This window comes from Laedolimicola ammoniilytica, from assembly GCF_025567165.1.
In the GTDB taxonomy this organism is placed as follows: Bacteria; Bacillota; Clostridia; order Lachnospirales; family Lachnospiraceae; genus Laedolimicola; species Laedolimicola ammoniilytica.
On sequence record NZ_JAOQKC010000032.1, the window covers coordinates 1 to 25,000 of the forward strand.

Here is a 25,000-nt window from a genome sequence, read left to right on the forward strand (position 1 = left end):
ATACGGTCGTTAAGCTCCGGCGCAAGGATTTCAAGGAAGCTCGCCGCGCCGATTTTCTTCCCCATGCGGAAATATCTGCCCTCGCCAAAACGGAAAGAGGACGGGGCGATAAAATCCTTTGTAGACAGCCCCGACGGGGTAAGCCAGTCAAAGGAAAAGGAGAACGGCTCGCCCTCCGGGTGGAATACCCCATGCAGCACCTTTAAGCGTTCATAGCCGGATAAGGGGCGGGCGGTTACGCCAAGCACCTTGAAATTGTTAAACACGTCGGTTTCGATACGGGAAAGTCTTGATTTTGCAGCCGCCTTGTTATCGGCTTCAACGGTAAAGGTAATGTATTTGTGCTTCACAAGCCCGTTGTTGCCTTTACTAAGCTGATTTTTCAGCATATCCGAATACTCGGTGCGGATAGAGTTAAAAGCGTCCTCCTGTGCCGGGATAGTGATAGCTTTTTCTGCCTGTTCCCGCTGCGTCCCTTGATTGATGAAAGAAAGCTGCACGCTCACGCTCGCGTCAAAGTAGTTGAGGAAATCGCACCAGTTTTCAAAAATGGCGGTCTTATCGTCTGCCTGTGCAAGCTGATAATTGATGTCCTCGAACACGACGCACTTTGAATATCTCTTTTCCGTAACCTTGCAGATACCGTCCGGGTACATGGCAAGGTAAGGAATGGTCTGCTGTGCGGTGCGGGCTTTGCCGTCCCCCTTTGCCTTTCGGATAGCTTCGGCAATCTGTTTCTTTTCGGCGCGGGTCAGCTTACGCCTGTTTCCTGCGGCTTCCCGCGTCTTTTTTGTTTGTCCTTTTGACAATCGCTGATACCTCCTTTTCAAGTTTTCGCTGCTTTTCCAAGACAGCGTATAGGTTTTCGGTTCTGTAAGGTCGCTCCTTTGGGCGGGTAAACTTTGTCTGAACGACATTTCTTACCACCACTTCAAGGGGCTGCCCATGTTTTTCATACATGGCAAGCAGGAAACAGGGGAGCATGACGACAATCATCGCCATAGCCGCAAGGTTTGTCCCTGCGCTGCCTTTGAGCAAAAAAAACAGCGGCAGTCCGATTAAGAGAGCCGCCGCAAAACAAACGATTTGCCGCTTTGTCAGATTGAAAGCGACTTTTGTTTTGACTTTGGAAAGGTCTTTGGGTACAGGTACATACGCCAAGAAAATACCTCCTTTCTGCCCTTAGTGGGCGTTGAATATGGATTTTGCCAGTGTGCCGGATTTGAACAGGGAAAAACAGAGGATAACCGTATAGGCGGCAAGGGAAAATACCGCGCTGTGCAGATTGTCTGCGATTATCATATCGTTTACCAGTACGGCGTAAATACCGACACATATCATAATGAGGAAGCCTTGAAAACCAAGAGCGAACAGCCCTTTTAGGTAGTTGTTTCCAATCTGTCCCCATTCTCTGTTGGTCATGGTCGCAAATGGAATAGGCGATACCGAACAGTAAAGGTAAATCTCTATCATTCTGCCGTAGAGGATAACGGTTATCAGTACGGACATGATTTTCATGCAAAGGCTTACAAGGCTTGTTTCAAGCACAAGTAAGAGCAGTTCGGGGATTTCCATATCTTCAAGCCCCTCCTGCATGGTGGCAAGGGCTTCGGCAACGTCGATATTCGTATCGCCGCCGATAACCCCCGCTGCGCCGGAAACGATATGCTGCGCCATATCAAAGACCGCCATTGTGATGTTGAACGTGTTGGTTACGATAAACACCGCGACAAAGGCTTTGAATATCCACTTAAAGAACATGAATGTTTCTATGTCGTGCATATTGTTCTTTTCCGTTACCATGCTGATTAGCTCGTAGCATAGGACATAGGTAATGACAAGCCCCGCAATCGGAACGATTACATTTTCAGAAAGGGTCTGTATCATGCTGAAAATATTTGCGTTCCAACCCTGCGGGGTCTGTCCTACCTCGTTTGCGATAGTCCCGACTTTTTCGTTTACGTCCCCGAACATAGTTGACAGATTACCGTTTATCGCTCCGATAAGGATTTCCTTTATCCATTCGTTAATCGCGTCAAGTATGCTCTGCATAGGCAGCTACCCGCGCTTAACCGAACAAGCCGGAAAGCAGAGGTACAAGGATAGTGCCGATAAGGGCAACGCCGCCGCCCGCCATGAGCTGCTTAATGCCCTGTGATTTTGGTTGTGTAATATAAAGAAGCAATAGAAGTGTAAAATTTTTTGCCGTTCCTATCCGGCACTTGCGCATTGTGCCGGACAGGTCGGGCATTATTCGGGCAAGTCTACCTTGCCGACAAAAGAATAATAGATTTCAATTTCCTGCCTGCGGTTTTTGTTCTCGTCATAGCTGCACTCATGCACTACGATTTTCTCGATAAACTCCCGCAGCAGGGTAGGGGTAAGTTCCTCAAAGCTGGTGTACTTGCGGACAATGTTCATAAACTTCTCGGCGTTTACCGTGGCTTCCTGCGCCTTTGCAAGTTCCCCTTGCAGTTCGGCGGCTCTCTCTTTAAGCTGCCGCTGCTCGGCTTCATAGTCTGCCGACAACTCCGCAAACCGTTCATCAGAAATGCGCCCGGTCACGCTGTCCTCATAAAGCCGCTTGAAGATAGCGGACAACTCGGCTATGCGCTTCTCGGCTGCGTCCAGTTCCTTTTTCTTGGCGGCATTTCTGCGCTTGCCCCCGTCCTCGTTCTGCTCGATCAGCAGCTTCATAAACTGCTTTTCGTGCCTTGCCGCATAGTCGGTCACTTTCCGCAGATTGGCGGTCACTCCCGCTGTCAAAAGGTCGGTGCGGATAAAGTGCGCCGTACAGTCCTTGACACGCTTCTTGTAGTTCCCGCAGATGTAGCAGTCCTGCCGCCTTGTCTTGTTCTCATACCTCTGCTGGTAGAGGACGCTGCCGCAGTCGGCGCAGAACAGCAAGCCGGAGAACAAGCCCACTTCATCATAGCGGTTGGGGCGTTTGCGCTGCTTGCGTAACTCCTGCACCCGTTCCCATGTGGCAAGGTCGATAATCGGCTCATGGGTGTTCTCGAATACCGCTTGCTTTTCCTCCGGGTTTTCTACGCTGGACTTCACTTTGTAGGAGATTTTCTCGGTCTTGAAGTTTACCGTATGCCCCAGATACTCCTTGCGTTCAAGGATATGGACAACGGTATTTGTCGCCCATCTGTACGGGTAATCGGGGTAGTAGCGGCGGGTGCTGCCCGTCCTGCGGTATTCCAGCGTCCCCGGCGTGGGGATTTCCTGCTCGGTGAGCATACGGGCGATTTTGGTCGGGCCGTTCCCGGCAAGGCACAAGCTGAATATCTGCTTGACTACCGGGGCGGCTTCCTCGTCAATGATAAAGCGTCCGTCCTCGCCTTTTAAGTAGCCATAGACGGGCTGGCTGGTAATGGGCTTGCCGCTCATGCCCTTGCTTCTGAAAACTGCCTTGATTTTCCTGCTCGTGTCTCTCACCATCCATTCGTTAAAAAGATTTTTTAGCGGCGTTAGGTCGTTGTCGCCCTGTGCGCTGTCCACTCCGTCATTGATGGCGATAAAGCGGACGCCTTTCTTGGGGAAAGTGATTTCCGTAAACATTCCGACTTGCAGGTAGTTCCTCCCCATGCGGGATAGGTCTTTGGTAATGACGCATTTTACCTCGCCATTCTCCACGCAATCCATCATTTCCATAAAGCCGGGTCTTTGGAAGTTCGCCCCACTCCATCCGTCGTCAACGAAAAAACGGTAGTTCAAAAATCCATTGTCACGGGCATAGGTTTCCAAAATGCGCTTTTGGTTGGATATGGAATTGCTCTCGCCCTGCAATTCATCATCTTTACTCAATCTTGCGTAAAGGGCGGTAACGGGTGCTAATTGGGTGGTCTGTCTAATCATGGTTTCCTCCATTTCCGACAGCCGCCCCGCTATTCCGTACAAAGATTGTACCATACGGGGCGGCGGTCTGTATAGTGGTTTCTGCTTCTTTATCGCCTGTCATAATGACGATTTTTCAAAAAAGGCTTGTCATGTCACACAAGCGGTAGAAAAGTTCATACTTCTGTGCTATACTTTTGTCAAAGCAATTATTAAGCGGGAGAATAGCCACATGAAGAAAATATATTTAATCGGCGGGGCAATGGGTGTTGGAAAAACAACAGTAGCACAAATCTTAAAAACAAAATTATCAAACAGCGTTTTCCTTGATGGCGATTGGTGCTGGGATTCTGACCCATTTCAAGTTACAGAAGAAACAAAAATTATGGTTATAGATAACATTAGTCATTTGCTTAACAACTTCATTCATTGTTCTGCATATGACAACATCATTTTTTGTTGGGTAATGCACGAACAGAGTATAATTGACGACATTCTATCAAGGTTAGACCATAAAGATTGCAAGGTTTATTGCGTTTCCTTGGTTTGTGACCCTGATGTATTGAGCGAAAGACTGCGCAAAGATATAGAGCAGGGTGTTCGTTTGCCATCAATTATTGAAAAAAGCATTTCATATCTTCCGAAGTACCGACTGTTATATACAAAAAGGATTGATGTTTCTAACAGTTCGCCAAATCAGATAGCAGATGAAATAGCGGCGTTATAATCACTCCCATTCCAGCGGTCATGCTCCCCGGCATGACCGCTTTTCTCATACCCCCGGCTCATGCAGTATAGGGCGGCTTTGGTGCGGCTGCGGTTTCCGCTTCCAGCACTTTCATCATCTTGTCGGCTGCGGTGGCGGTGGTGTCTTTCTTGAAAAAGCCGGAAACAATGAGGACGGTGTTACCCATGCGGGTTTCCGTCACGCAATCCGGGCGGCGGTCTGTGGGGCTGGCGGTGCGGTGCTTTTTATCGGTCATAGGCAACTCCTTTCATTTCAGCAGTTCTTTCAGCCTGTCCAGCTTGGCTTTTGCGGCTTCCTTTCGGAAATTCTTTGCCGTGAAGCAGACAGGGGAACACATTTCAATCAGTCTGTCATAGATACGGGCGTGGGCGGTGTCCTGCGGGTTTTCCAGCATATCCGGCGTGTGGTTGGTGGTGACGATCAGCGGCTTGCCGCTGCGGTATCTGCTGTCAATCACATTGTAGACTTGCTCCAAACCGTACTCCGTCCCCCGTTCCATTCCAAAATCGTCAATGATAAGCAGGGGGTAGCGGCAAAGCCGGTCAATGTACTCGTTGCGCCCCTCGAAGCTGGCGGCAAGGTCATTGAGGATAAGGGCAAAGTTTGTCATGCGGACGGGGATTTCCTGCTCCATAAGGGCGTTTGCAATGCACCCGGCAAAATAGCTTTTCCCTGTGCCTACCTTGCCCCATAGCAGCAAGCCGTGGTTGCCCTCTTTCATCTGCTCCCAACGCTCCACATAGCTGTGCGCCATTCCCATTTGGGGGCATTTGCCGTTGTCATTGGCAAAAGTCCATTCCCGCATTTTGCTGTCGGTAAATCCCCGGCGTTTCAAGTCCTCTACGGTGTCAAGGTGTTTCCTGCGCTGCTCGGCGGCTTCACGCTCTAACCGTTTCGCCCGCTGGCAGTCACACTCTGCCGGGTGGCGGTCACGCCCGAACAGGGCGGCTTTATCTGCCGGGAAATATGCTTCTTTCGGTGTCCGGCAACTGCCGCAGTACAAAAGCCCGTCCTCCCCGGTGTAGTCCTGCGGCTCGGCTGCGGTATCGAAAACCTTTTCAAAATCATTCGTCATAAGCTCTGTCCCTCCTTGTAGGTGTAATCGGGTATGCCCTGTTTCGGGGCTGCCTTTGCGGTATCGTCTGCCGCCCATCTGCGGATTGTGGCAGCGTGGTTTCGGTATTTCTTCCCGGTGGAAGCGATATAGCCGGAAAGACGGTCAATATAAAACTCCCATTTGCCGGGTAATTCCTCTTGCAGTTCCGCAAGTTCTGTATCAGACAGGAAAACATTGCTGTATCTGCCATAGGCGGCGGGGGCGGGGTGTCCTATATCTCCCTCTCTCTCTTTCTCTAACTCTATATCTATCTCTTTCTCTATCTCTATCTCTGGTGGACAAATGTCCGCTTGATATGGTGGACATTTGTCCGCACCATGCTTTGGCAGGGCTTTTTGCAGTTCAAGCCTTGCCCTGCGCTTGCGCTCCCCCTCGGTGGAAGATTGCCCTATCAGCAGTTCAATATTGCTCATGTAGAGTGCGCCGTTTTGCAGCGGCTCTACAAGCCCCAGCTTCAAGAAAATCTGTAAAGCACGCTCTACTGTGCCGACTTGCTGCCGGGTAATGGTGGCAATCATCTGCGCCGTGTAGGGGATATTCTCGTCAAGCTGCAACTTCCCGCCGTTCTTCAGCGATTTTAAGTACAGCTTCAAGAGGATATTGGAGTACAAGATACCGTCCTGCATACTTTCCAGCAGCACGATAGCGTCCTCGTCAAAGTAGTTCTCTTTCAGCTTGAGGTAGTAATATTTGCGGTTATCTGACATTGGCGGTGTCCTCCTTTTTCCAGCGTTTGGAGTAATACCGGGGGCAGAGTACCACGATAGCCCGGAAACTCTGCTTGCAGTCGTGGGTACAGCCCCGGCATAGGTCGTTGTAGGTGATACGGTTGCGGTGGTTGAGGAAGAAAGACCATTCAAGCCGCCGCTTCTTGCTCATGCGTGGCATGGGTGACGCTCCTTTCTGCCGTTTCCTGCGGTGTAGCAGGATAGGCGGTAAATCTGTATATTCCCGGTGTCATTTTCGGGGATTTTCTGCCCTGTAAGCCCCTTGAAAATGCCGGGTGGTATTGCGGGTAGGGTGCAGGGCATACCCCTGTTTTTGTATGGTTTCGGTATCATTTCGGGGCGGTGTTTATCGGTCATGTTCGTGCCTTTTCTGCTGGCTCGGTGCGCCCCTCATCATCTGGTCGATATTGCCCTTGACCGTCTGCAACTCCCGGACACGCTCTTTTTTCTCCCGGTAATCGTTGTACCGGGCGTTCTTGTCGGCGGTTAGCTGCTCAATCTCGGCTTGCAGGGATTTGTAGGTTGGCAGCTTCTTTATGCCATGCTCCCGGAAGTACCGGGCGGCTGCGTCCGCTATGATAAAGTCGCTTTCGTGCTTCTGTCGGTAGGCAGCTCTTGCCTTGTCCGATTTCTGCGCTTTCAATCCGTCCCGCACATCTTTGGTCTTGGCATAGCGCAGGACATAGCCCTGCAACTCCTTTTTGTCCTGCAACGCCGCTTCAAGGGTTTTCAGTTCTGCGGTGCTGTCATGGAGATCCGCATAAGCGGCGGTAATGGCTGCGTCAAGCTGCTCCGGGGAAGTAAAGCCGTACTGCTCATAGGCGGCAACGGTAGCCGCCATCTGTTTGAGGTTGTGGACAGCCGCCCAGCGGTCATAGCCCACGCCTTTCCCCTCGGCTCGCTTGGCTTCCCGGTCAACCATGCGCTGGATAGCGCCCTGTTTCGGGGCGGTTTTCGCTGTTTTTCCCTGCTGTAATCGCTCCCGGATAGTGCGGGTGTATTCGGGTATGGCTGCGGCTTTTTCGGCGGCTCTGTGGGCGTTCTGCTCCAAAAGGGCAAGTACGGCGGTGCGGTCAAAACCGTCCCCCAGCTTCCGGGCGGTGATGGGCTTGGTGCGCTCCGGCGTGAGGTAGGACAATCGCCCCCGGCTCTCCTTGACAGTCACGCCCTGCCGGAGAAGTAAAGCGGAAAACTCGTCATAGCTGGTAGCAGAGGACAGGGCGGCTCGGATAATCTGCCGCAACTTTTCCTTGTCCGTTTCAAACTTGGTGGGCTTGGGCGGTTGCTCCCCGGCGGGTAAAGCGGCGGCTTGTGCTGCGGCCTGCCTGTCCAGCTTGGCTTGCCCTTTCCGCTGCGCCCAGTATTCACGCTCCGTCACCCGGTTTTTGCTCCCATGCAAGAGGTCAATCTGATAGAGGTTTTCCCAGTGGCACATCTCCATGACTTCGGCTTTGAAATACTCCATAGCTGCGTCGGTGCAGCGGTGCTTGCACCCGGCTTTTGTATCTGCCGGTCTGTCCATGTAGGGCAGCAAGGGTACTTCCTCAATCCGCAGACTGTTAATGACGATATGCACATGGATATTGCCGCTGTGGTTGTGTCCGTCCGGGTGGGTGCAGACAATGGCTTGGTGTCCGGGGAAGTGTGCTTTACAAAATCTCTCGCCCAACTCCTGCGCCCGGTCAACGGTCAATCCGTTGTCTGTCCCGTCCCGTGGGTCAAAGGAAATGATATAGTGGTGGCTTTTCACATCTTCCCGCTTTTGGTTTTTGCCATAGCGGAGATTGGAGCGCATACAGGCAACGGCAAAATCCTCGCCGCCGCAGTTCAAAGTGGCAAGCCGATAGTCCTCGCGGGGAACAAGCCGCCCGGTTTCATCAAGGGTGGGGCGCATGGTAAACTCGTCATGCTCAAAGGTCAAATACTGCTCGGCTGCGCCGTAGTCGGCATTTTTAGAGCTGATATGTTTGAATGTTGCCAACCGCTTCACCTACCTTTCGCAAGACTTCAAACTTCAAGGCGGCAAGGTCGGCTATGGCTGCCCGTACCTCGCCGGATAGTGCGTTGTAGGGTGTGCCGTACTCGTTGAGGGCGCGGGCGATCTGGTTGAGGTTGCCGCCGATTTTCCCGTATTCGGCGGTCAACTTCCCAACGGCGGCAAGCAGTTCATCATTGACCGGGGAAATGGTAACAACGGGGCGAATGGTAGCCCGTGTTATGGCTTGCCGGATAAACTCGGCTTGGCTGATGTCGTAATGCTCCAGCCGCCCGGTGAAGTCGGCGTATTCTTCCTCGGTCATGCGGGTCTTGACTACATGGCTGCGGTGGGGCGTGTTGTATCTCTTGGCTATGGGTATCACTCCTTTCTGTGCGTGGTATTCCGGCGTGGTGGTCTGAAAAAGGCAAGCTGCCCCTTTTACTACCCACACCACCAAAAAAGCAAAATTGCCAAACGGTTTCGGAAGATTTTTTGCGGCGCAAGCCGCATAGCAGGGTTTGGGGAAGGCACTCCCCAACAAGATTTACCGCAGGGGCAAAACCGCAGATATGCGGATTTTGGCACCGTGGTAGAATCTTGCTCTAAGAAACTGCCGCTTTCCTCTACGGCTGACTTTGCGGCAATCCGCAGGGGGCGGCTTGGCTTGTTTCCGTCAATATAGCGATTGCGGTGGCGTGTCCTGCCCGCTGTGGTTTTGCTTTCTTCTACGGACGGAAATGGAAAATGCCAAACGCTCCCTTGGATTTCTTCATCACTACTACGGTAGCCCCATACCTTTCTTCCAAATGGCTGCGGTATTCTTTTCATCACTACTACGGTACGCAAGACCGTTTTGGGCAAATTTCCCCGTCACTTTCTACAACAACAGGAATGTGCGGTCTGCCAAAAATGGGCGCAAAAAAAACGCCACGGACTTTCAAAAAATCTGTGGCGTTGCAGCTTGGTCGATATTCAATTTTCATTTCCATAATGTGAGGGGAGCGACAGCACTTTAGTCTGTCGCTCCCTTGATTACCCATCAGCGGAAACAGGCAGGGCTGTCAACGGCGGCGCATTTATACGCCGTTCATCTTGACCGTTGACTGCTCCGGCTGATTCCGCTATTTGTTGTGGGATTACAGCTACATTCAAATCTTTTGCGCTGATTAGTGTTTCTTGTTTGCATTTCGGACAGAACAGAGGGAAATTTTCAAGTATTGTATCGGGGCGTATCTTTGTTCGTGTTTTATTTCCACAAATAGGGCAAAGCACCCACCTATCAGGCGATTTAATCATTTTAATTTTCATTATTTAAGGAAAGAAATGTAAATTGTGAAGTTATCGGGAATGTAGCTGATACTCAATCCCTTTTCGCCATTTGACAAAAGCGTACCGATAGAAACATAGTCCTGTCCCTCAATTTCTTCCGACACTTCCTCTATTATAGAAAACCCCTCTTGCTTCAAAAGCTCTAAATAGTCGTTATAGTCGGTTTCGCTTATATCCACAATACTGATACTGCAATTCTCATGTTCCGTATCAAGCATAGCCCAACCGACCGTACCGGACGGGACGGGAAGCCCCTCGGTGTATTCATTCACAGGCCATACACCCGCGTCAAGCATGGTATTGCTTTCTGTTTGTGTATTGCTTGGATTATCCGCAGCGGACGGCGTATCTTGATTGGAACAGGCAGCCAAAGAAAGCATAAGTAAAATAGCGATTATTGAAACAAATTTTTTCATAGCTACCTCCTGTTTTTGCGGACGGTTCGGATAATCTGAATGATTGCGATTGTAACCGCGATTACACCGACTGCCAAAATGATTTGTGAAGCGTCAAATCCAAAAGCTCCCTCAACTTGAATGTTTGTCATTGCGTCTGCTTGTCCGATTGCCCCGTCCGGCACTTTCCCGGATTGGGTAGTGGCGTAAATCACAAACGCTGCAACGGCAACGACAAGGGCTGCAACGCTCGAAATAATCCCTTTCCGTTTCTGCGGTGCTGCGCTGTCAATGCCTAACTGCTCGGCGGTATTCTCTGCAAACTCTTTGGGAGTGCCTAACCGTTCGATTACCTGTTGTTCCGTTTCGCCATGCTCCAACGCAGAAGCAAAGACTTCATTCAGATCACGCACGACCTCTTTTTTTGCTTTGCGTGTTAAACTCAATTCCTTTTCCACTTGCTTAATGTATTGCTCTTTCATTCTGATACCTCCGCTGTTTGATAGGTGGCAATAAAGCCATTTACACAACTTTCATAGCTCGCCCAAAATAAAATCAGCTCGTCTAATACCTCTCTGCCCTTATGGGTAAGGGAGTAGTATTTTTTTGATCCGCCATTTGCCGCTGCCGGGGCTAATCGGCATTGGATTAACTCGGCTTCCTGCAAACGATACAGAATAGGGTAAATCGTTCCCTCTTTTGCATAGCCCAAAACGGACGCGCTGTTATTTAGCTCTGTAATGATTTCATAGCCGTAGGTTTCTTTGCGTCCGATCAAGCACAAAAGTATCATTTCAAGAGAGCCTTTTTTGAATTGCTGCACATACCTGTTATCCATACTCTCTACCTCACTTTAGTTTTGCTATTTAGCGTTCCTAAATAGCAAAACATATTATAACTCCCGGAGGTGTTCAAGTCAATAGAGTTTATAGAAATGTTACAAATGCTTTTTAGACTTTACCCTATAATTTGCCTTGCTCGGAATAGCGGCGGGGCTGACTGTCCTTGTCCTGTTTTGTTGTGCTTCTTTATTAACCATGAGCATTCGCGCCCGGATTGTCGTTACCATATCCCTCTAACAGATTGATAACGCCCCAAATGCCAAGTCCTGCTCCAAGAGCGATAACCAAAGTCTGTAATACGCCGATTGCGCTGTTGAAAAATTCCATAAAACTCCTTTCTGCCGCAAATGCGGCTTGCCCGTAAAAGGGCATAAAAAACGGCGGTCAGTTTTCAAACTGCCGCGGTCATAAGTCCCCGCGCTGCCTAAATGTCTGCTGCGCGGCGGTATTCAGTTGTCAGTGTGGGCGATAGGAATTTTTGTAGGGGCGCGTATCATGCAAGTTGTCTTTTTCTTTGTTACTGCGTCAATTCCTCCTTTCTTTTCGCTGCTGCTCATACAGGGCTTCACACCGTTTCACAAACTGCCGGATAGCAGCCTGCCGCTGCTGTTCCCGTCGTTCAGCAATCGAAACAAGCCCGTTTATGGCTTCTGTGATTTTCTTGTCCTTTTTCTTTCTGATACGTCTATTCATGGTCGGTGTCCTCCTGCAAATCGCTTTCGCTGATTTCGTAGTAGTCAAATACTTCGTCCGGCTTCACAAGGGCGGGTCTGCGCCTTAAATGCTTTTCCATATCAAAAGTATTTTTCTTGTCATAGTCGGAAAGATATTTATAGTTGGGGTGCTTTGTAATGTCGTACTTATCAGAGAAGAACGGGCGCACCCCTCGTAGCTGTAAAATACATTTCCCGCCGTCCATAACCGCTATTTCATCTTCCGTCATAAGCTGCTTGCCTAACTTCTGATAGTTCAGCCCATGCGATACCTCGCGCCCCCGGTTCTCGGAAGTGTTGAAGCTGTCAATGGTTTCTTTCCCCAAGATTTCCGACATTTCTTTGAGGGTGGTTTTCTCCTTGCCGCCCAAGAAAAGGGTGGTGTCGCAGTTGCCGACTATGGTATCGGCGTTGTCCTTATAGATTGCCTTTAACTGGCTTTGCGACTGTAAGATAATCGACGCGGAGATTTCCCGGCTTCGTATGGTGGCTATGAGCTTTTCAAACTTCGGTATCTGCCCGATATTTGCAAACTCGTCTAACAGACAGCGCACATGGACGGGCAGCCTGCCGCCGTATTCATCATCTGCCTTGTCGCAAAGCAGATTGAAAAGCTGCGTGTAAAGAATACTCACGACAAAGTTAAAAGTATCGTCGGTGTCGCTGATGATAACAAACAGGGCGGTCTTGCGGTCGCCTATGGTGTCAAGCTCCATTTCGTCGGTTTCCATAAGGTCGCGCAGCTCCTTAATGTCAAAAGGGGCAAGCCGCGCACCGCAGGAAATGAGAATAGAGCTTCGTGTCTTTCCCGCAGATAACAGGAATTTCTTGTACTGCCGGACGGCAAAGTGTTCCGGGTCTTTTTCCTCCAACCGTTCAAACATGAGGTCAACGGGGGACTGAAATTCCGGGTCGTCCTCGCGGGCTTCACTGGCATTTATCATTTCAAGCAGCGTCGTGAAGTTCTTTTCTTCCTCCGGGGCTTCGTACCAAATGTAGCCGATAAGGGCGCAGTAAAAGAGCCGTTCCGATTTTACCCAAAAATCCTCCCCGGCTTTTTCCCTGTCCCCTTTGGTGTTGGCAATCAAGGTATTTACCAGTTTCAAAATGTCTTTTTCGCTGCGGATATAGGCAAAGGGATTATAACGCATGGATTTCTTAAAATTTATCGTGTTCAGCACCTTTATCCGATACCCGCCGCGCTGTAAGAGCTTCCCACACTCGACTAAAACCGTACCTTTCGGGTCAGTTACAACGTAGCTTGAGTGCATTTGCATTAAGTTGGGCTTCACAAAAAATCTCGTCTTGCCGCTGCCGCTTCCCCCGATAACAAGGATATTTTTATTCCTTGCATACTTCGGCTGCTTCGGGCGGCTGTTCATGGTAAGCCGTTCCGTCTGTGTCAGAAGCACGTTATTTTGAAATACCGGGTCGGTATAGGGCTTTATATCTTCGGCGTTGCCCCAACGGGCTGAACCGTATTCGATACCTTTTCGGTATTTCTTCGCGTTCTTGCCTTTGAAGTACACCATAAGCCGGATAAGGACAGCCCCCACAATACCGATAAGCAAATCCATAGGGGCAAGGCTCGGAAGCGGGGTTGCAAAGGCAGCGGAAAAGCCGTCTGCAAGGGAAAGCACCTTGCCGGAAAGGTCAGCCCCCGGCGCAAGGCGTACCGCTTGTCCGATTTTGTCAAAGAGATAGACAAAGAGCAGATAGGGGGCATTTAGGATAAGCAGCTTTTTAAGTTCCGGCTTCATAGCGATACCTCCCTGTCCTTTTTCTTCACTTTGTCCTTCTGTGCGTTCAGAGCTGCCGCCTTGTCTTTCAGAGTGGAAAGCAGCTTGCGGATAGAGGGCTTTTTATCCCTGCCTAATTTCTTTGCGGTAAATTCCCGGAACGCTTCGGTCATAACGTCAATATCCTTGCCCTTAAAAGACACAAGATAGGTCGGCGGCTTGCCGTTCTCAATCTTCTTGACGTTGTAATCAAGCCCGCTTTTCCTTGCGATAGGGTCAAAGGCTTTGATATTTTGGTCGGTAATCTCAATGTTGGAAACCTTTTCTCCCTGCTTCATAAGCTGCCGCATAGTGATTTTCCCATGCGGGGCTTTGGTTAGCTGCCCTTTGCCTTTGGCAAGCAGGGCTTTCATAGCCTTTTGCAGCACTTCGGCGGTCAGCTTAGATGTTTTGATTGCTAAAGACACGACTTTTTCATTGACTTCATCTTGCATGAAATCCCTCCTTTCATAGTTTGGTTAGGGTGGTGTGCCGCTTCGGGGCATAAAAATAAGGCGTACATTTTTCATGCCGCCTTTAGATACGCACCCGCAGCCCGTTCAAATCCGAAGCCCTCACACCGACAAGATACCAGTTGTCCCCGTACTCCATGCGGGTCGGCTTCCATTTGCCGCGTACAAACACTTCAAGGCAATCCCCACAATGCAATCCTCCGTAGTAGTCGTTAAGGTCAAAGCGAATGTCGTAACGGTCTGCCGTTTCATCAAAAATCAAAGCTCCTGTTTTCTGTGTCATATTAAAATCCTCCTGTTTTTTAATAGCCGCCGTACATATCGTGGTTGACAAGGGCGGTGTAATAGCTGTCAATGGTGTTGGGCGCGTTGAAAAGTACCGCTTTCAGATATTGCTTGATGTTACGGATTTTCGTGGTGTTCTCTTTCATGCAGTCAAAGACAAATTCAATGTGGCTGCTGTTCAGCTTCATAAACTTTGCTTTGACAAGCTCTGCCGGATAATCGTCCCCGGCGATACGAATTGTCTTTCGTTTGGTGCAGACAGTTTCAAGGATAAGGGACACAATCTCGTCCAAGCGTTCCCTGTCAATGTTGGTATGCTTGATAAAATGCTCATACTCGATATTGTCCTTGATGATTTCCTCATACACGCTGTATGCGTCTGCCGCTTCCGTTCCTTTCCGTTCCGGCTCTGCCGTTTCTTCCCTCAAAGGAGAGGGGTTAGGGGAAAGGATAGGAATGGAATGGTTACTTGATAAATCCGTATTTGATTTTTCTTTTTTTGGTAAGTCAGTCTTTTGTATATCTTTATTTAATTGCATTGGATTTTCCAACGTAGGTTTTTCCTGCGTAGGATTTTCCAATGTTGGATTTCCCAATGTTGGATTTTCCAATGTAGGTAAATCCAAGTTAGGCGGCTGCTCATAGATGATGTAATCAGTTCCCCGCAAGCGTCCTTTCTCGTCGCGCTCCCTTGAACGCTGAATATATCCGGCTCTTTCAAGATCCCGGACAGCTTCGCGGATAGCGTCGATTTTTTCCCGGTTGATATAGGACAGTCCCGCAAGGGTATAGTCCCAATCCTCCGGCAAGGACAGCATTTGCGATAACAGCCCTTTTGCCTTTAGGGAAAGTTCTTTGTTGCGTAAATGGTGGTTGCTCATAACCGTATATCCTGTGTTTCTCTCCACGCGGAAAACTGCCATAGCTTCATCAACTCCTTTGCTGCATATTTGTTACGCGGTAGAACAGCGATTTTAAGGGTTTAGGTATCAATCCCTTACCCTGTGAAAACCGTACCCGCAAAGCCTTGTGTAGCAAGACTCTTTTTGCCCCTACTGCGTAACATGAGGGTAAAAAAATAGCGGCGTTCCTTGTTTCCCGGTTGGGATAAGGTAACGCCGCCAGTGCGGTGCTATATGAAATTGTGTGATTGCCGACGTGCCGCGCCGCCAGTGCGTCGCGTTTGTATTGGGTTGTTTCATGCTCGCAAGATGTTCCGGCATATCAAGGCGCAATCCGTTAAAAGTAGTAAATTGGTAGTAAAATCAATCTGAAATCCTGCGAATGTGCTTGTATTTCAAGGGTTTTTCGGGATAATCAAAATTTTTCTTCGAAAAATTGGCATAAAAATCTGCCCGGGCGATCCGTCTCAACCCCTTGTGAGAATCCCCAATCTATGCTAAACTAACCATAAGTATTGCCATGCACCCTCAGCATCGGAGCACACACTACAGATGCATGGCGCGCAAATTAAATATATGGAGGCGTGCAATATGAAAAGAATCGGAATGCTGACCAGCGGTGGAGATTGCCAGGCACTGAACGCGACCATGCGCGGAATCGTAAAGGGTGTATGCAACGCACTGGACGAGGTAGAGCTTTACGGCTTTGAAGAAGGCTATAAGGGCCTGATTTACGGAAATTACCGGATGCTGACCCCGAGAGATTTTTCGGGAATCCTGACCAAGGGCGGAACCATCCTGGGAAGCTCCCGCCAGCCCTTTAAAATGATGCGGGTACCGGACGAGAACGGCCTTGATAAGGTGGAGGCCATGAAGCACACCTATCACAAGCTGCGTCTGGACTGCCTGGTGATCCTGGGCGGCAACGGAACCCAGAAGACCGCGAACCTTCTGCGGGAAGAGGGTCTGAATATCATCCACATGCCGAAGACCATCGACAACGATATCTGGGGCACCGATATGACCTTTGGCTTCCAGAGCGCGGTGGATATCGCTACCCAGTGTATCGACTGCATCCACACCACAGCGGCTTCCCACGGCCGTGTATTCATCGTGGAGGTCATGGGACATAAGGTAGGCCAGCTGACCCTGCACGCAGGTATCGCCGGAGGCGCGGACATCATCCTGATCCCGGAGATTCCCTACAGCATCGACAGTATCTGTAAGGCCATTGAAGCCCGCAACAAGCAGAAGAAGGGCTTCACTATCCTGGCTGTAGCCGAGGGTGCGATTCCCAAGGAACGTGCGGAAATGAGCAAGAAGGATTTGAAGAAATTCATGGAGACCTACAAGTATCCGACCGTGTCCTATGAGATCGCGGATCAGCTGACCAAGCGTCTGGGCACCGAGGTCCGCGTCACCGTTCCGGGCCACACCCAGCGCGGCGGAAGTCCCTGCCCCTACGACCGGGTTCTGTCCACCAGACTGGGCGCAGCGGCTGCACAGGCCATCGTAGACGACGCTTATGGATACATGATTGGTATTGTTAATGGGGAATGCCAGCGGATCCCGCTGGAGGAGTCTGCAGGCAAGCTGAAGTTTGTAGACCCGAATTCTTCCATCATATCTGAAGCGAAGATGATCGGCATCAGCTTCGGAGATTAAAATAGAAAGAATAATAACTGTTCATTACAGCCTGAAGCACTTGCTGCTGAAGGCGTAAGAAAATGATTCAGGAGTGCAAAATCCCATCGGCGAAGCCGATTTTCATGGATTTTGCATTGTAACTGGTCAGGAACTGAACAGTTACAAAGGGGAAGAAACACATGTCGTATATGGCCCTCTACCGGAAGTTCCGACCCACCGAGTTTGGTGACGTCCGGGGACAGGATCACATTGTAACCACACTGAAAAATCAAATCAATGCAGACAGAATCGGACATGCCTACCTGTTTTGCGGTACCCGGGGTACCGGCAAGACCACCGTGGCGAAGATTTTCGCCCGGGCGGTGAACTGCGAACATCCGGTGGATGGTAATCCCTGCGGAACGTGCGCGGCCTGCCGCTCTATAGCGGCAGGCACTTCCATGAATGTGATAGAGATCGACGCAGCCTCCAACAACGGCGTAGACAACATCCGAGAGATCCGCGACGAGGTAGCCTACTCGCCCACCGAGGGTAAATACAAGGTCTACATCATCGACGAGGTGCATATGCTCTCCATCGGAGCCTTTAACGCATTGCTAAAGACTCTGGAGGAGCCGCCCTCCTATGTCATCTTTATTCTGGCGACCACAGAGGCCCACAAGATTCCGGTGACGATTCTGTCCCGGTGCCAGCGGTACGATTTCCGGCGCATCACGGCGGATACCATCACCGCCAGACTTCAGGAGCTGACGGAAAAAGAGGGCGTGGAGACCGAGGAGAAGGCCCTGCGCTATATCGCAAAGGCCGCGGACGGCTCCATGCGAGACGCCTTAAGCCTTCTGGATCAGTGTATTGCCTTTTATCTGAATCAGAAGCTGACCTACGACCACGTCCTGGACGTGCTGGGAGCCGTGGATACCGAAGTTTACAGCAAGCTTCTGCGAATGACGCTGGAACGGAATTTGCCCGGCGTCATGGCGGAAATTGAGGAGCTGGTGATCCAGGGCCGGGAGCTGGGGCAGTTCGTGAGCGATTTCACCTGGTATCTGCGCAATCTGCTTTTGTTAAAAAGCAATGACAATCTGGAAGACATTCTGGATGTCTCCACCGAGAATCTGGCCCGCCTGAAAGAAGAGGCCCTGCAGATCGAGGACGACACCCTGATGCGTTACATCCGTATTTTCTCGGAGCTGGGCGGGCAGATCCGCTATGCGTCCCAGAAGCGGGTGTTGGTGGAGGTAGCTTTTATCAAGCTGTGCCGTCCCGCCATGGAGACGAACACAGACGTGCTCCTGGATCGCATCCGCGTGCTGGAACAGGAGTTCGAGGCGAAGATGGAAGAGCTGGAAAGCGGAGCCATTTCCTACGGAGGCGGCTGGCAAAATGGAGCACCCGCAAGTGCCCCGGCAGAGCTGAAGAAACCTGTGCCTGCGCCTCCCGCGCCCAAGTCCCTGCCCGAAGACGTACAGAATGTGGTAAAGAATTGGCACAACGTGCTGAACCGCCTGCACCCGCTCCTGCGCACCTACTTAAAGGACGCGCAGCTGAAAGCAGTCGGCGACGGGAAGCTTGGCATCATCGCGGCCACGCCCACCGGCGAGGCTTTCCTGAAGGAGACCCGTCACATTCAGGAGATTAAAAATGTGATCTTACAGGATACCGGAAAGGATATGGAGATTCTGGTAGCCTGTATGGAAAATGACCCCCACGCAGAAGTGGGAGCAATTGACATCGAACAGGTCATTCATACAGAAATAGAATTCGAAGACGAATAAGGAGGAGTAAAAAAATGGCAAAAAGAGGTGGATTTCCGGGAGGAATGGGCATGCCCGGCAACATGAACAACCTGATGAAGCAGGCTCAGAAGATGCAGCGCCAGATGGAGGAAAATCAGAAGGCTCTGGACGAGAAGGAGTACACCGCGGCAGCAGGCGGCGGAGCAGTCGAGATCAAGATGACCGGGAAGAAAGAGATCACAAAAGTGACCATCGATCCGGATGCTATTGATCCCGAGGATGTGGAGACTCTGGAAGAAATGATCCAGATCGCAGTAAATCAGGTGCTGCGCCAGCAGGAAGAGGATTCCGCGTCCATGATGTCCGGCCTGACCGGCGGTCTTGGCGGAGGCTTTCCGTTCTAATGGACTATTACAGCAGTCAAATCAGTAAATTAATCGAGCAGCTGTCGAGTCTTCCGGGAATCGGCGGCAAGACAGCCCAGCGGCTGGCCTTTCATATCGTCAATATGCCTCTGGAGAAGGTACAGGCACTGTCGGATTCCATTATAAGCGCAAAGAAAAATGTCCGTTACTGTAAAGAATGCTTTACCATGACGGATCAGGAGCTCTGCCCCATTTGCGCCAATCCTAAGCGGAACCATAAGGTGATTATGGTGGTGGAGAATACCCGGGATCTGGCCGCTTATGAGAAAACCGGGAAATACGACGGCGTCTATCATGTGCTCCATGGGGCCATTTCCCCGATGCTGGGAATCGGTCCGGCGGATATCAAGCTGAAGGAGCTGATGACGAGACTCCAGGGCGACGTGGACGAGGTTATCATCGCCACCAACTCCAGCCTGGAGGGCGAGACCACAGCCATGTACATCAGCAAGCTCATCAAGCCGACCGGAATCAGGGTCAGCCGGATTGCCAGCGGCGTACCGGTGGGCGGCGATTTGGAATATATCGACGAGGTGACGCTGCTCCGGGCACTGGAGGGACGGGTGGAGCTGTAAAAATGCTGAATTTCAGACAAGAACTGACGGAAATTCACAAAGAACGGCTTGACCAGATCTGAAAGTGTCTGTATACTAAAAGAAGCAAAATTTAATTTTCAAAAATAAAATAAAGGTGGGACAAACATGACGAATTTAGAACTCCAGAAGACGGCAAATGAAGTCCGCAAGGACATCGTTACTGCCGTTCACAGCGCAAAGTCCGGACATCCGGGCGGATCTCTGTCAGCAGCAGACATGTTTACATATCTGTATTTTGAAGAGATGAACATTGATCCGAAGGATCCGAAGAAGGCAGACAGAGACCGTTTTGTACTTTCCAAGGGACATACAGCTCCGGGTCTGTACTCCGTTCTGGCTGAGAGAGGATTCTTCCCGAAGGAGGATCTGGTTACCTTAAGACACGTAGGCTCACATCTTCAGGGACATCCCTGTATGCAGCACACACCGGGTCTTGATATGTCCAGCGGATCTCTGGGACAGGGAATCTCCGCAGCAGTTGGTATGGCACTTTCCGCAAAGGTATCCGGCGACAGCTATCGTGTATACACACTGCTGGGCGACGGCGAGATCCAGGAGGGCCAGGTTTGGGAGGCTTCCATGTTCGCAGGCGCGAAGCATCTGGACAACCTGTGCGTCATTGTAGATAACAACAATCTTCAGATCGACGGACCTATCGGCGAGGTAAACTCCCCGTATCCCATCGATGATAAATTCAAAGCGTTCAACTTCCATGTAATCAACATTGACGGTCACAACTTCGATGAGATCCGTATGGCTCTGAACGAAGCAAAGACCATCAAGGGTCAGCCCACAGCTATCATCATGAAGACAGTAAAGGGCAAGGGCGTTTCTTTCATGGAGAACAACGCAGGATGGCATGGTTCTGCTCCGAACGATGAGCAGTATGCAATCGCAATGGCAGATTTGGAGAAGGTAGGTGAAGCATTATGTCAGAAGTAAAGAAGGTCGCAACAAGAGAAAGCTATGGTAATGCGCTGAAGGAGCTTGGCGCTGAGAATCCGAACGTTCTGGTACTGGATGCTGACCTTGCCGGCGCAACCAAGACAGGCGTATTTAAGAAAGCATACCCGGATCGTTTCTTCGACTGTGGTATCGCAGAGGGCAATATGGTAGGTATCGCGGCAGGCCTTGCTACCACAGGTAAGATTCCGTTCTGCAGCAGCTTCGCGATGTTCGCGGCAGGACGTGCATTTGAGCAGGTTCGTAACTCCGTAGGATATCCCCATCTGAATGTAAAGATTGCTGCTACTCATGCAGGAATCTCCGTAGGTGAGGATGGAGCTACCCATCAGTGTAACGAGGATATCGCCCTGATGCGTACAATCCCGGGCATGGTAGTCATCAACCCGGCAGACGACGTGGAAGCAAGAGCAGCCGTAAAGGCAGCAGCCGAGTACGAGGGACCGGTTTACCTGCGTTTCGGCAGACTGGCTGTTCCGGTATTTAATGATGAGGCAAACTATAAGTTTGAGATTGGAAAGGGTATCCTCTTAAGAGAGGGTACAGACCTTACTATCGTAGCTACAGGACTTTGTGTAAACAGCGCTCTGGAAGCGGCTGAGAAGCTGGCTGCAGAGGGCGTTTCCGCAGAGGTAATCAATATCCACACCATCAAGCCGCTGGACGAGGAGATCATCCTGAAGTCCGCAAAGAAGACTGGCAAGGTAGTAACTGCAGAAGAGCATTCTGTCATCGGCGGCCTTGGCAGCGCAGTTTGCGATGTACTTAGTGAGAAGCTTCCGACTCCGGTAAAGAAGATCGGCGTATACGACGTATTCGGCGAATCCGGCCCGGCAGTAAAGCTGCTTGAGAAGTACAAGCTGGATGGCGCTGGTGTATACGAGCAGATCAAAGACTGGCTGAAATAAGTAAAAAATAATAGCATAAGCTGAGAGAGGCAGACGTCCACAAAGACGTCTGCCTTTTTTACTCTATAGGAAACGCTTATGCGACCCGCCGCAGGCGGGATTCTATTTCCAGACTGTCGAAAAAAATTCCGATTTTCTCGACACCATCCGCCACACCTCGCGCCCGTCCTGTGTTACCATGCAGAAAATGAGCAAAACCAGCGGTAATGAGGTGAGTGTATGATTGAGTTCGTTTACAGAGAAAATGCGAAAGAGACGGGGCCGGAGCGTAAAATTGAGCTGCCGAAAAATGTGCGCCAGATAGGCGATCCGGAGGACAGACGTAAAATATATATAGAAGATTATGTGATTACCTATCTGCGGCGGCTGGCAGGCGAGGAGACGCTGAACAGCCGGGTGGCGATTTTACTGGGCCATTCCGAGAGGATGGACGGGCTTCCCTATCTGTTTATCCGTGGTGCCGTGGGCCTGAAAAACCTGGAATATACGGAAGCAGGCATTCCCTTTACTGACGAGACCTGGGCAGAGGTGTACGGAGCCATGAAAGAGTACTTTGCGGATCTGGACATCCTGGGATGGTATCTGTCTCTGCCCGGCTATCCCATGGAGCTGGGATCGGAGCTTCTGAAGATTCATGTAAACTATTTCGGCGGTGTGGACAAGGTTCTGATGGTATCGGATTCCGCCGAGGTCGAGGCGGATTTTTTCGCTTATGAAAATGGCAGGCTGACCCGCCAGCGGGGCTACGCCATCTTTTATGAGCGGAACGAAGCCATGCAGCGTTACATGATCGAGACCGGGGACGGCGAGAGTATTGACGAGAAGGAACATTTCGAGGATCGGGCCATCAAGAGCTTTCGGACCATTGTGCAGGAGAAAAAGGAGCAGTCCGGCCAGAAGCGGGTCTTGACCTTCCTGTACATGGCCAGCACCTTTTTGGTGATGGTAGTGCTGGTCATCGGGATTACTCTTATCAATAATTATGAGAAAATGGAAGGACTGGAGACATCCCTGCGGGAACTGACCAATTCCCTGGAGCAGCAGGATGCGGAGCTTCAGTCTGCGTATGCGGATCTGGGACAGGCTGAAGATGCGGACGTGGCGGAGGGCGCAGAGAAAACAACGTCGGCAGAGGACTCCGGGGAGACTGGAGAAAATGGAACAGCAGAAGGGGAAACAACCCCTCAGGAGAGCGGGGAAAATCAGGAAACCGCAGAAGCGGATGAGTCAACGGCCAGTGCAGATACACAGTCACAGTCCGAATCTTCAGGTGAACCGTCCACCCAGGAATCGGCTTCCGCACCCGCAGCTTCTAACGAGGCAATCACCATTCCGGAGAGCTACACCGTCCGTAAGGGCGACACCCTCCTGAAAATCAGCCGCCAGGTCTATGGACGGGACGACGAGATAGACGCCATCTGCAGCCTGAACGGAATCGAGGACAGCGACCGGATACTGGAGGGACAAAAACTTTTGCTTCCCTAGTGGATCTGTGCTATCATAGCATAAAAAGAGACGCAGCCCGGAAAAACACAGAAGAATTCCGGACTGCCACAGAAGTGCAAAGGATAATAGCCCATGGCAAAGATAACGAAGTTATATGGCACGCCGCCCTACCAGGAGCAGGACGGAGGCATGGATGATTATAAGAAGAAACTGTTCCGGCACCGGGCGGGAAGGGGCGCGAAATACCTGATTGGCGCGGCGGTCGTCCTGTGCGGTTTTCTGGCGTACAGCATATGCTCCCAGAATAAGACCTACACGTCCTACGAGACCGTATCTACAGTAGAGCACAGCAGCACGGTCAATACCCTGTATACAGAATACAATGGCAAGCTTCTGAAATACAGCAAGGACGGTATTTCCTGTATCGATTCCCAAAATGAGGCCATCTGGAGCCAGACCTACAATATGCAGAACCCTATGGTGGACATCTGTGAGGGTGCGGTGGCCGTGGCGGATCAGCAGGGTAATATCGTATATGTCTTTGACGCTCAGGGCGCGGTCACCGAGATCAGCACCCTGCTTCCGATCCAGCAGATCAGCGTGTCCGCCCAGGGCGTGACGGCCATTCTGCTGAACGACAGCACGGTGTCCTGGATTTACCTCTATGATAAGGAGGGCAATAAGCTGGCGGAATCCCGGTGCAGTCTGGATGAGACCGGCCAACCCATTTCCATCGCCCTATCTCCGGACGGGACGAAGCTGGCGGTATCCTATCTGCAGGTGCAGGAGGGTTCGGCGGCCAGCTGCGTGGTCTTCTATAATTTTGGCTCCGTGGGCAGCAATTTCGTCGACAAAATCGTTTCCTCCAAAGTGTATACAGACACCGTGATTCCCCGTATCCGCTATATCGGGAAATCCATCTGCGCAGCCATATCCGATCAGGAAATTATCTACTATGAGGGCGCGGAGATTCCAGAGGAGAAGAATACCGTTATACTGGACGCTGAGATCGAGAGTGTCTTCTGGGGCGACAGCCGCGTTGGAATTGTGACCCTGGGCGAAGACACCACGGCGGAAAATGAGGAGGAGGCCGGCAGATACCGTGTGAACCTCTACGACACGTCCGGGAAGCAGATTCTGTCCCGGAAGACCGACCTGGAATACAGCCAGGTAAAGCTGTCGGGCAAATATCTGATCTTATATAATGAAAATGAGTGCGAGATCTACAATGAAAAAGGCGTCCTGAAATACAAGGGCTCCTTCGACAGTGTCATCGCGGATTTATATAAAGGAAATGGACACAATAAATTCGTTCTGGTATTTTCGGACCGGACCGAAACCATCCGATTGCAGTAATAGGATGCGCGCGCTGCGAATATCCTATGGTCATAAAGAAAAAGCAGAAGAGCCTCGGCAAAATAGCTGCCGGGGCGCTCTGTTATCATAACGAAGGAGAAATAAATATCATGAACTGGTTACTGCCCGCAGTAGGCTTATTTATCCTGTTATCCGCATGGGACGGACACCGCAAAGGCTTTATTCGGAAAATTGTAGGCGTTTTAAGCCTGGTACTGACCCTGATTATCACATCCGTAGTATCGCCGTATCTCCATACCTTTTTAAAAGAAAGCACCGGCCTGTATCATTTCCTGCAGAATAGGATAGAAGGAAGCGACATCGAGCTTCTGGACGCTTTGCGTGTCCTTGGCATGGAAAATGCGGTCAGCGGCTATCTGGCAGACGAGATTTTACGATGGGCCGCGTTTCTGATCGCGCTGCTCCTGGCAGGCGTTCTGATCCGGGGTATTCTGTTCTCCCTGGGCATCGTATCTCATCTGCCGATCCTCCATGGCCTGAACAAGACCGCCGGACTGGTGCTGGGCTTCGCCGAGGGTGTCGTCCTGGTCTGGATCTTTTTCCTGGTCATCACCGTCTGCGCCTCCACCCAGGCCGGAGGCCAGCTTCTGAAAATGACCGCCCAGAGCAGTATCCTGTCCTGGCTCTATCGCAACAATTTGCTCCTGAATTGGCTGGGCCTGTAAAAATGGCTTAAAACCAGGGGAAAACAGACTTTTTCAGCCATGTGTAGCCGGGAATTGTACCTTCTTTAGAAAAAATATTAAAAATTTCGAAAAAAGGTGTTGACAT

At 50.7% G+C, this 25,000-nt stretch carries 30 protein-coding genes and 1 pseudogene; 10 read left to right on the plus strand and 21 right to left on the minus strand.

Features of this window, described 5'->3' with window-relative positions; translation table 11 throughout:
• The 5 genes and pseudogenes from OCV63_RS16110 to OCV63_RS16130 all read right to left on the minus strand — a co-directional run.
• A pseudogene (locus tag OCV63_RS16110) lies at positions 1-809 on the minus strand (VirB4-like conjugal transfer ATPase, CD1110 family); the annotation flags it as partial.
• Entirely contained in the window at positions 757-1,161 is a 405-nt protein-coding gene (locus OCV63_RS16115) for a PrgI family protein (RefSeq protein WP_003529188.1), read from the minus strand. The gene OCV63_RS16115 and the pseudogene OCV63_RS16110, both read right to left, overlap by 53 nt.
• Before the next feature lie 21 nt (positions 1,162-1,182).
• Positions 1,183-2,052, minus strand: coding sequence for a VirB6/TrbL-like conjugal transfer protein, CD1112 family (locus tag OCV63_RS16120; RefSeq protein WP_025581197.1), 870 nt, complete (start codon positions 2,050-2,052; stop codon positions 1,183-1,185).
• Positions 2,053-2,068: 16 nt separating this feature from the next.
• Positions 2,069-2,251, minus strand: a complete 183-nt coding sequence (locus OCV63_RS17815) for a Maff2 family mobile element protein (protein WP_470365371.1) — start codon at positions 2,249-2,251, stop codon at positions 2,069-2,071.
• Positions 2,251-3,864 (minus strand): recombinase family protein, encoded by a 1,614-nt coding sequence (locus tag OCV63_RS16130; protein WP_158365284.1) that lies wholly within the window; start codon positions 3,862-3,864, stop codon positions 2,251-2,253. Before OCV63_RS16130 ends, OCV63_RS17815 begins: the two co-directional genes overlap by 1 nt.
• A gap of 211 nt (positions 3,865-4,075) precedes the next feature.
• Here OCV63_RS16130 and OCV63_RS16135 point away from each other — a divergent pair, with 211 nt between their 5' ends.
• Positions 4,076-4,570 (plus strand): AAA family ATPase, encoded by a 495-nt coding sequence (locus OCV63_RS16135; protein WP_173813709.1) that lies wholly within the window; start codon positions 4,076-4,078, stop codon positions 4,568-4,570.
• A 58-nt stretch (positions 4,571-4,628) separates the two neighbouring features.
• On the opposite strand, the gene OCV63_RS16140 is transcribed toward OCV63_RS16135, so the two are convergent.
• From OCV63_RS16140 to OCV63_RS16215, 16 genes are all read right to left on the minus strand, one after another.
• Positions 4,629-4,826 carry a transposon-encoded TnpW family protein gene (locus tag OCV63_RS16140; protein WP_005939431.1) on the minus strand — a complete coding sequence of 66 codons (198 nt, stop codon included), beginning with the start codon at positions 4,824-4,826 and terminating at the stop codon, positions 4,629-4,631.
• Positions 4,827-4,838: 12 nt separating this feature from the next.
• Complete coding sequence (locus OCV63_RS16145; RefSeq protein WP_015528425.1) at positions 4,839-5,666, minus strand: ATP-binding protein; 828 nt, start codon at positions 5,664-5,666, stop codon at positions 4,839-4,841.
• A complete protein-coding gene (locus tag OCV63_RS16150) occupies positions 5,663-6,415 on the minus strand; it encodes a phage replisome organizer N-terminal domain-containing protein (protein ID WP_158365285.1) in 753 nt (250 codons plus the stop codon). Before OCV63_RS16150 ends, OCV63_RS16145 begins: the two co-directional genes overlap by 4 nt.
• Positions 6,405-6,596: a hypothetical protein gene (locus OCV63_RS16155; protein WP_005937470.1), complete on the minus strand. Its 192-nt coding sequence runs from the start codon at positions 6,594-6,596 to the stop codon at positions 6,405-6,407. Before OCV63_RS16155 ends, OCV63_RS16150 begins: the two co-directional genes overlap by 11 nt.
• A 186-nt stretch (positions 6,597-6,782) precedes the next feature.
• The gene (locus tag OCV63_RS16160; protein ID WP_044953233.1) at positions 6,783-8,417 is read right to left on the minus strand and encodes a relaxase/mobilization nuclease domain-containing protein; all 1,635 of its coding nucleotides are present in this window, start codon (positions 8,415-8,417) and stop codon (positions 6,783-6,785) included.
• The gene (locus OCV63_RS16165) at positions 8,389-8,787 is read right to left on the minus strand and encodes a plasmid mobilization protein (RefSeq protein WP_155115859.1); all 399 of its coding nucleotides are present in this window, start codon (positions 8,785-8,787) and stop codon (positions 8,389-8,391) included. The genes OCV63_RS16160 and OCV63_RS16165 overlap by 29 nt, the downstream gene beginning before the upstream one ends.
• Positions 8,788-9,446: 659 nt before the next feature.
• On the minus strand, positions 9,447-9,710 hold the full coding sequence (locus OCV63_RS16170; RefSeq protein ID WP_005937459.1) for a cysteine-rich KTR domain-containing protein: 264 nt from the start codon (positions 9,708-9,710) through the stop codon (positions 9,447-9,449).
• Positions 9,711-9,721: 11 nt separating this feature from the next.
• The gene (locus OCV63_RS16175; protein WP_005937456.1) at positions 9,722-10,159 is read right to left on the minus strand and encodes a DUF6591 domain-containing protein; all 438 of its coding nucleotides are present in this window, start codon (positions 10,157-10,159) and stop codon (positions 9,722-9,724) included.
• A gap of 2 nt (positions 10,160-10,161) precedes the next feature.
• Positions 10,162-10,620, minus strand: coding sequence for a DUF1700 domain-containing protein (locus OCV63_RS16180; protein WP_005937453.1), 459 nt, complete (start codon positions 10,618-10,620; stop codon positions 10,162-10,164).
• The gene (locus OCV63_RS16185; protein ID WP_005937450.1) at positions 10,617-10,976 is read right to left on the minus strand and encodes a PadR family transcriptional regulator; all 360 of its coding nucleotides are present in this window, start codon (positions 10,974-10,976) and stop codon (positions 10,617-10,619) included. The genes OCV63_RS16180 and OCV63_RS16185 overlap by 4 nt, the downstream gene beginning before the upstream one ends.
• A gap of 193 nt (positions 10,977-11,169) precedes the next feature.
• Positions 11,170-11,307, minus strand: coding sequence for a Maff2 family mobile element protein (locus tag OCV63_RS16190; RefSeq protein WP_082409074.1), 138 nt, complete (start codon positions 11,305-11,307; stop codon positions 11,170-11,172).
• Positions 11,308-11,505: 198 nt separating this feature from the next.
• Positions 11,506-11,673 carry a hypothetical protein gene (locus tag OCV63_RS16195; protein ID WP_002610319.1) on the minus strand — a complete coding sequence of 56 codons (168 nt, stop codon included), beginning with the start codon at positions 11,671-11,673 and terminating at the stop codon, positions 11,506-11,508.
• Entirely contained in the window at positions 11,666-13,453 is a 1,788-nt protein-coding gene (locus tag OCV63_RS16200; RefSeq protein ID WP_158365286.1) for a VirD4-like conjugal transfer protein, CD1115 family, read from the minus strand. The genes OCV63_RS16195 and OCV63_RS16200 overlap by 8 nt, the downstream gene beginning before the upstream one ends.
• Entirely contained in the window at positions 13,450-13,926 is a 477-nt protein-coding gene (locus OCV63_RS16205; RefSeq protein WP_002610294.1) for a PcfB family protein, read from the minus strand. Before OCV63_RS16205 ends, OCV63_RS16200 begins: the two co-directional genes overlap by 4 nt.
• An 82-nt stretch (positions 13,927-14,008) precedes the next feature.
• On the minus strand, positions 14,009-14,227 hold the full coding sequence (locus tag OCV63_RS16210) for a DUF5348 domain-containing protein (RefSeq protein ID WP_002610290.1): 219 nt from the start codon (positions 14,225-14,227) through the stop codon (positions 14,009-14,011).
• A gap of 19 nt (positions 14,228-14,246) precedes the next feature.
• On the minus strand, positions 14,247-15,152 hold the full coding sequence (locus OCV63_RS16215; RefSeq protein ID WP_147594431.1) for a DUF6017 domain-containing protein: 906 nt from the start codon (positions 15,150-15,152) through the stop codon (positions 14,247-14,249).
• 570 nt (positions 15,153-15,722) lie between these two features.
• Here OCV63_RS16215 and OCV63_RS16220 point away from each other — a divergent pair.
• The 9 genes from OCV63_RS16220 (at position 15,723) to OCV63_RS16260 (ending at position 24,894) form a co-directional block, all read left to right on the plus strand.
• Positions 15,723-16,796, plus strand: coding sequence for a 6-phosphofructokinase (locus OCV63_RS16220; protein ID WP_158365287.1), 1,074 nt, complete (start codon positions 15,723-15,725; stop codon positions 16,794-16,796).
• Between the two features lie 161 nt (positions 16,797-16,957).
• Positions 16,958-18,553: a DNA polymerase III subunit gamma/tau gene (gene dnaX / locus OCV63_RS16225; protein WP_158365288.1), complete on the plus strand. Its 1,596-nt coding sequence runs from the start codon at positions 16,958-16,960 to the stop codon at positions 18,551-18,553.
• Positions 18,554-18,567: 14 nt separating this feature from the next.
• The gene (locus tag OCV63_RS16230) at positions 18,568-18,918 is read left to right on the plus strand and encodes a YbaB/EbfC family nucleoid-associated protein (protein WP_158365289.1); all 351 of its coding nucleotides are present in this window, start codon (positions 18,568-18,570) and stop codon (positions 18,916-18,918) included.
• The gene (recR, locus tag OCV63_RS16235) at positions 18,918-19,514 is read left to right on the plus strand and encodes a recombination mediator RecR (protein WP_158365290.1); all 597 of its coding nucleotides are present in this window, start codon (positions 18,918-18,920) and stop codon (positions 19,512-19,514) included. Before OCV63_RS16230 ends, recR begins: the two co-directional genes overlap by 1 nt.
• Before the next feature lie 126 nt (positions 19,515-19,640).
• A complete protein-coding gene (locus OCV63_RS16240; RefSeq protein ID WP_158365291.1) occupies positions 19,641-20,477 on the plus strand; it encodes a transketolase in 837 nt (278 codons plus the stop codon).
• Complete coding sequence (locus OCV63_RS16245; RefSeq protein WP_158365292.1) at positions 20,465-21,406, plus strand: transketolase family protein; 942 nt, start codon at positions 20,465-20,467, stop codon at positions 21,404-21,406. Before OCV63_RS16240 ends, OCV63_RS16245 begins: the two co-directional genes overlap by 13 nt.
• Before the next feature lie 219 nt (positions 21,407-21,625).
• Positions 21,626-22,891, plus strand: a complete 1,266-nt coding sequence (locus OCV63_RS16250) for a LysM peptidoglycan-binding domain-containing protein (protein ID WP_158365293.1) — start codon at positions 21,626-21,628, stop codon at positions 22,889-22,891.
• A gap of 93 nt (positions 22,892-22,984) precedes the next feature.
• Entirely contained in the window at positions 22,985-24,208 is a 1,224-nt protein-coding gene (locus tag OCV63_RS16255; protein ID WP_158365294.1) for a DUF5711 family protein, read from the plus strand.
• Positions 24,209-24,318: 110 nt separating this feature from the next.
• Positions 24,319-24,894, plus strand: a complete 576-nt coding sequence (locus OCV63_RS16260) for a CvpA family protein (RefSeq protein WP_262670931.1) — start codon at positions 24,319-24,321, stop codon at positions 24,892-24,894.
• The last annotated feature ends 106 nt before the right edge of the window (positions 24,895-25,000 follow it).

What these genes read in the sequence shown, in the direction of transcription:
- OCV63_RS16210 (WP_002610290.1), bottom strand. Translation starts at nt 14,227, where the DNA reads ATGACACAGAAAACAGGAGCTTTGATTTTTGATGAAACGGCAGACCGT.
- OCV63_RS16130 (WP_158365284.1), bottom strand. Translation starts at nt 3,864, where the DNA reads ATGATTAGACAGACCACCCAATTAGCACCCGTTACCGCCCTTTACGCA.
- OCV63_RS16180 (WP_005937453.1), bottom strand. Translation starts at nt 10,620, where the DNA reads ATGAAAGAGCAATACATTAAGCAAGTGGAAAAGGAATTGAGTTTAACA.
- OCV63_RS16175 (WP_005937456.1), bottom strand. Translation starts at nt 10,159, where the DNA reads ATGAAAAAATTTGTTTCAATAATCGCTATTTTACTTATGCTTTCTTTG.
- OCV63_RS16245 (WP_158365292.1), top strand. Translation starts at nt 20,465, where the DNA reads ATGTCAGAAGTAAAGAAGGTCGCAACAAGAGAAAGCTATGGTAATGCG.
- OCV63_RS16145 (WP_015528425.1), bottom strand. Translation starts at nt 5,666, where the DNA reads ATGACGAATGATTTTGAAAAGGTTTTCGATACCGCAGCCGAGCCGCAG.
- OCV63_RS16120 (WP_025581197.1), bottom strand. Translation starts at nt 2,052, where the DNA reads ATGCAGAGCATACTTGACGCGATTAACGAATGGATAAAGGAAATCCTT.
- dnaX (WP_158365288.1), top strand. Translation starts at nt 16,958, where the DNA reads ATGTCGTATATGGCCCTCTACCGGAAGTTCCGACCCACCGAGTTTGGT.
- OCV63_RS16135 (WP_173813709.1), top strand. Translation starts at nt 4,076, where the DNA reads ATGAAGAAAATATATTTAATCGGCGGGGCAATGGGTGTTGGAAAAACA.
- OCV63_RS16260 (WP_262670931.1), top strand. Translation starts at nt 24,319, where the DNA reads ATGAACTGGTTACTGCCCGCAGTAGGCTTATTTATCCTGTTATCCGCA.
- OCV63_RS16155 (WP_005937470.1), bottom strand. Translation starts at nt 6,596, where the DNA reads ATGCCACGCATGAGCAAGAAGCGGCGGCTTGAATGGTCTTTCTTCCTC.
- recR (WP_158365290.1), top strand. Translation starts at nt 18,918, where the DNA reads ATGGACTATTACAGCAGTCAAATCAGTAAATTAATCGAGCAGCTGTCG.
- OCV63_RS16215 (WP_147594431.1), bottom strand. Translation starts at nt 15,152, where the DNA reads ATGGCAGTTTTCCGCGTGGAGAGAAACACAGGATATACGGTTATGAGC.
- OCV63_RS16205 (WP_002610294.1), bottom strand. Translation starts at nt 13,926, where the DNA reads ATGCAAGATGAAGTCAATGAAAAAGTCGTGTCTTTAGCAATCAAAACA.
- OCV63_RS16150 (WP_158365285.1), bottom strand. Translation starts at nt 6,415, where the DNA reads ATGTCAGATAACCGCAAATATTACTACCTCAAGCTGAAAGAGAACTAC.
- OCV63_RS16240 (WP_158365291.1), top strand. Translation starts at nt 19,641, where the DNA reads ATGACGAATTTAGAACTCCAGAAGACGGCAAATGAAGTCCGCAAGGAC.
- OCV63_RS16170 (WP_005937459.1), bottom strand. Translation starts at nt 9,710, where the DNA reads ATGATTAAATCGCCTGATAGGTGGGTGCTTTGCCCTATTTGTGGAAAT.
- OCV63_RS16200 (WP_158365286.1), bottom strand. Translation starts at nt 13,453, where the DNA reads ATGAAGCCGGAACTTAAAAAGCTGCTTATCCTAAATGCCCCCTATCTG.
- OCV63_RS16195 (WP_002610319.1), bottom strand. Translation starts at nt 11,673, where the DNA reads ATGAATAGACGTATCAGAAAGAAAAAGGACAAGAAAATCACAGAAGCC.
- OCV63_RS16255 (WP_158365294.1), top strand. Translation starts at nt 22,985, where the DNA reads ATGGCAAAGATAACGAAGTTATATGGCACGCCGCCCTACCAGGAGCAG.
- OCV63_RS17815 (WP_470365371.1), bottom strand. Translation starts at nt 2,251, where the DNA reads ATGCCCGACCTGTCCGGCACAATGCGCAAGTGCCGGATAGGAACGGCA.
- OCV63_RS16185 (WP_005937450.1), bottom strand. Translation starts at nt 10,976, where the DNA reads ATGGATAACAGGTATGTGCAGCAATTCAAAAAAGGCTCTCTTGAAATG.
- OCV63_RS16230 (WP_158365289.1), top strand. Translation starts at nt 18,568, where the DNA reads ATGGCAAAAAGAGGTGGATTTCCGGGAGGAATGGGCATGCCCGGCAAC.
- OCV63_RS16190 (WP_082409074.1), bottom strand. Translation starts at nt 11,307, where the DNA reads ATGGAATTTTTCAACAGCGCAATCGGCGTATTACAGACTTTGGTTATC.
- OCV63_RS16250 (WP_158365293.1), top strand. Translation starts at nt 21,626, where the DNA reads ATGATTGAGTTCGTTTACAGAGAAAATGCGAAAGAGACGGGGCCGGAG.
- OCV63_RS16220 (WP_158365287.1), top strand. Translation starts at nt 15,723, where the DNA reads ATGAAAAGAATCGGAATGCTGACCAGCGGTGGAGATTGCCAGGCACTG.
- OCV63_RS16140 (WP_005939431.1), bottom strand. Translation starts at nt 4,826, where the DNA reads ATGACCGATAAAAAGCACCGCACCGCCAGCCCCACAGACCGCCGCCCG.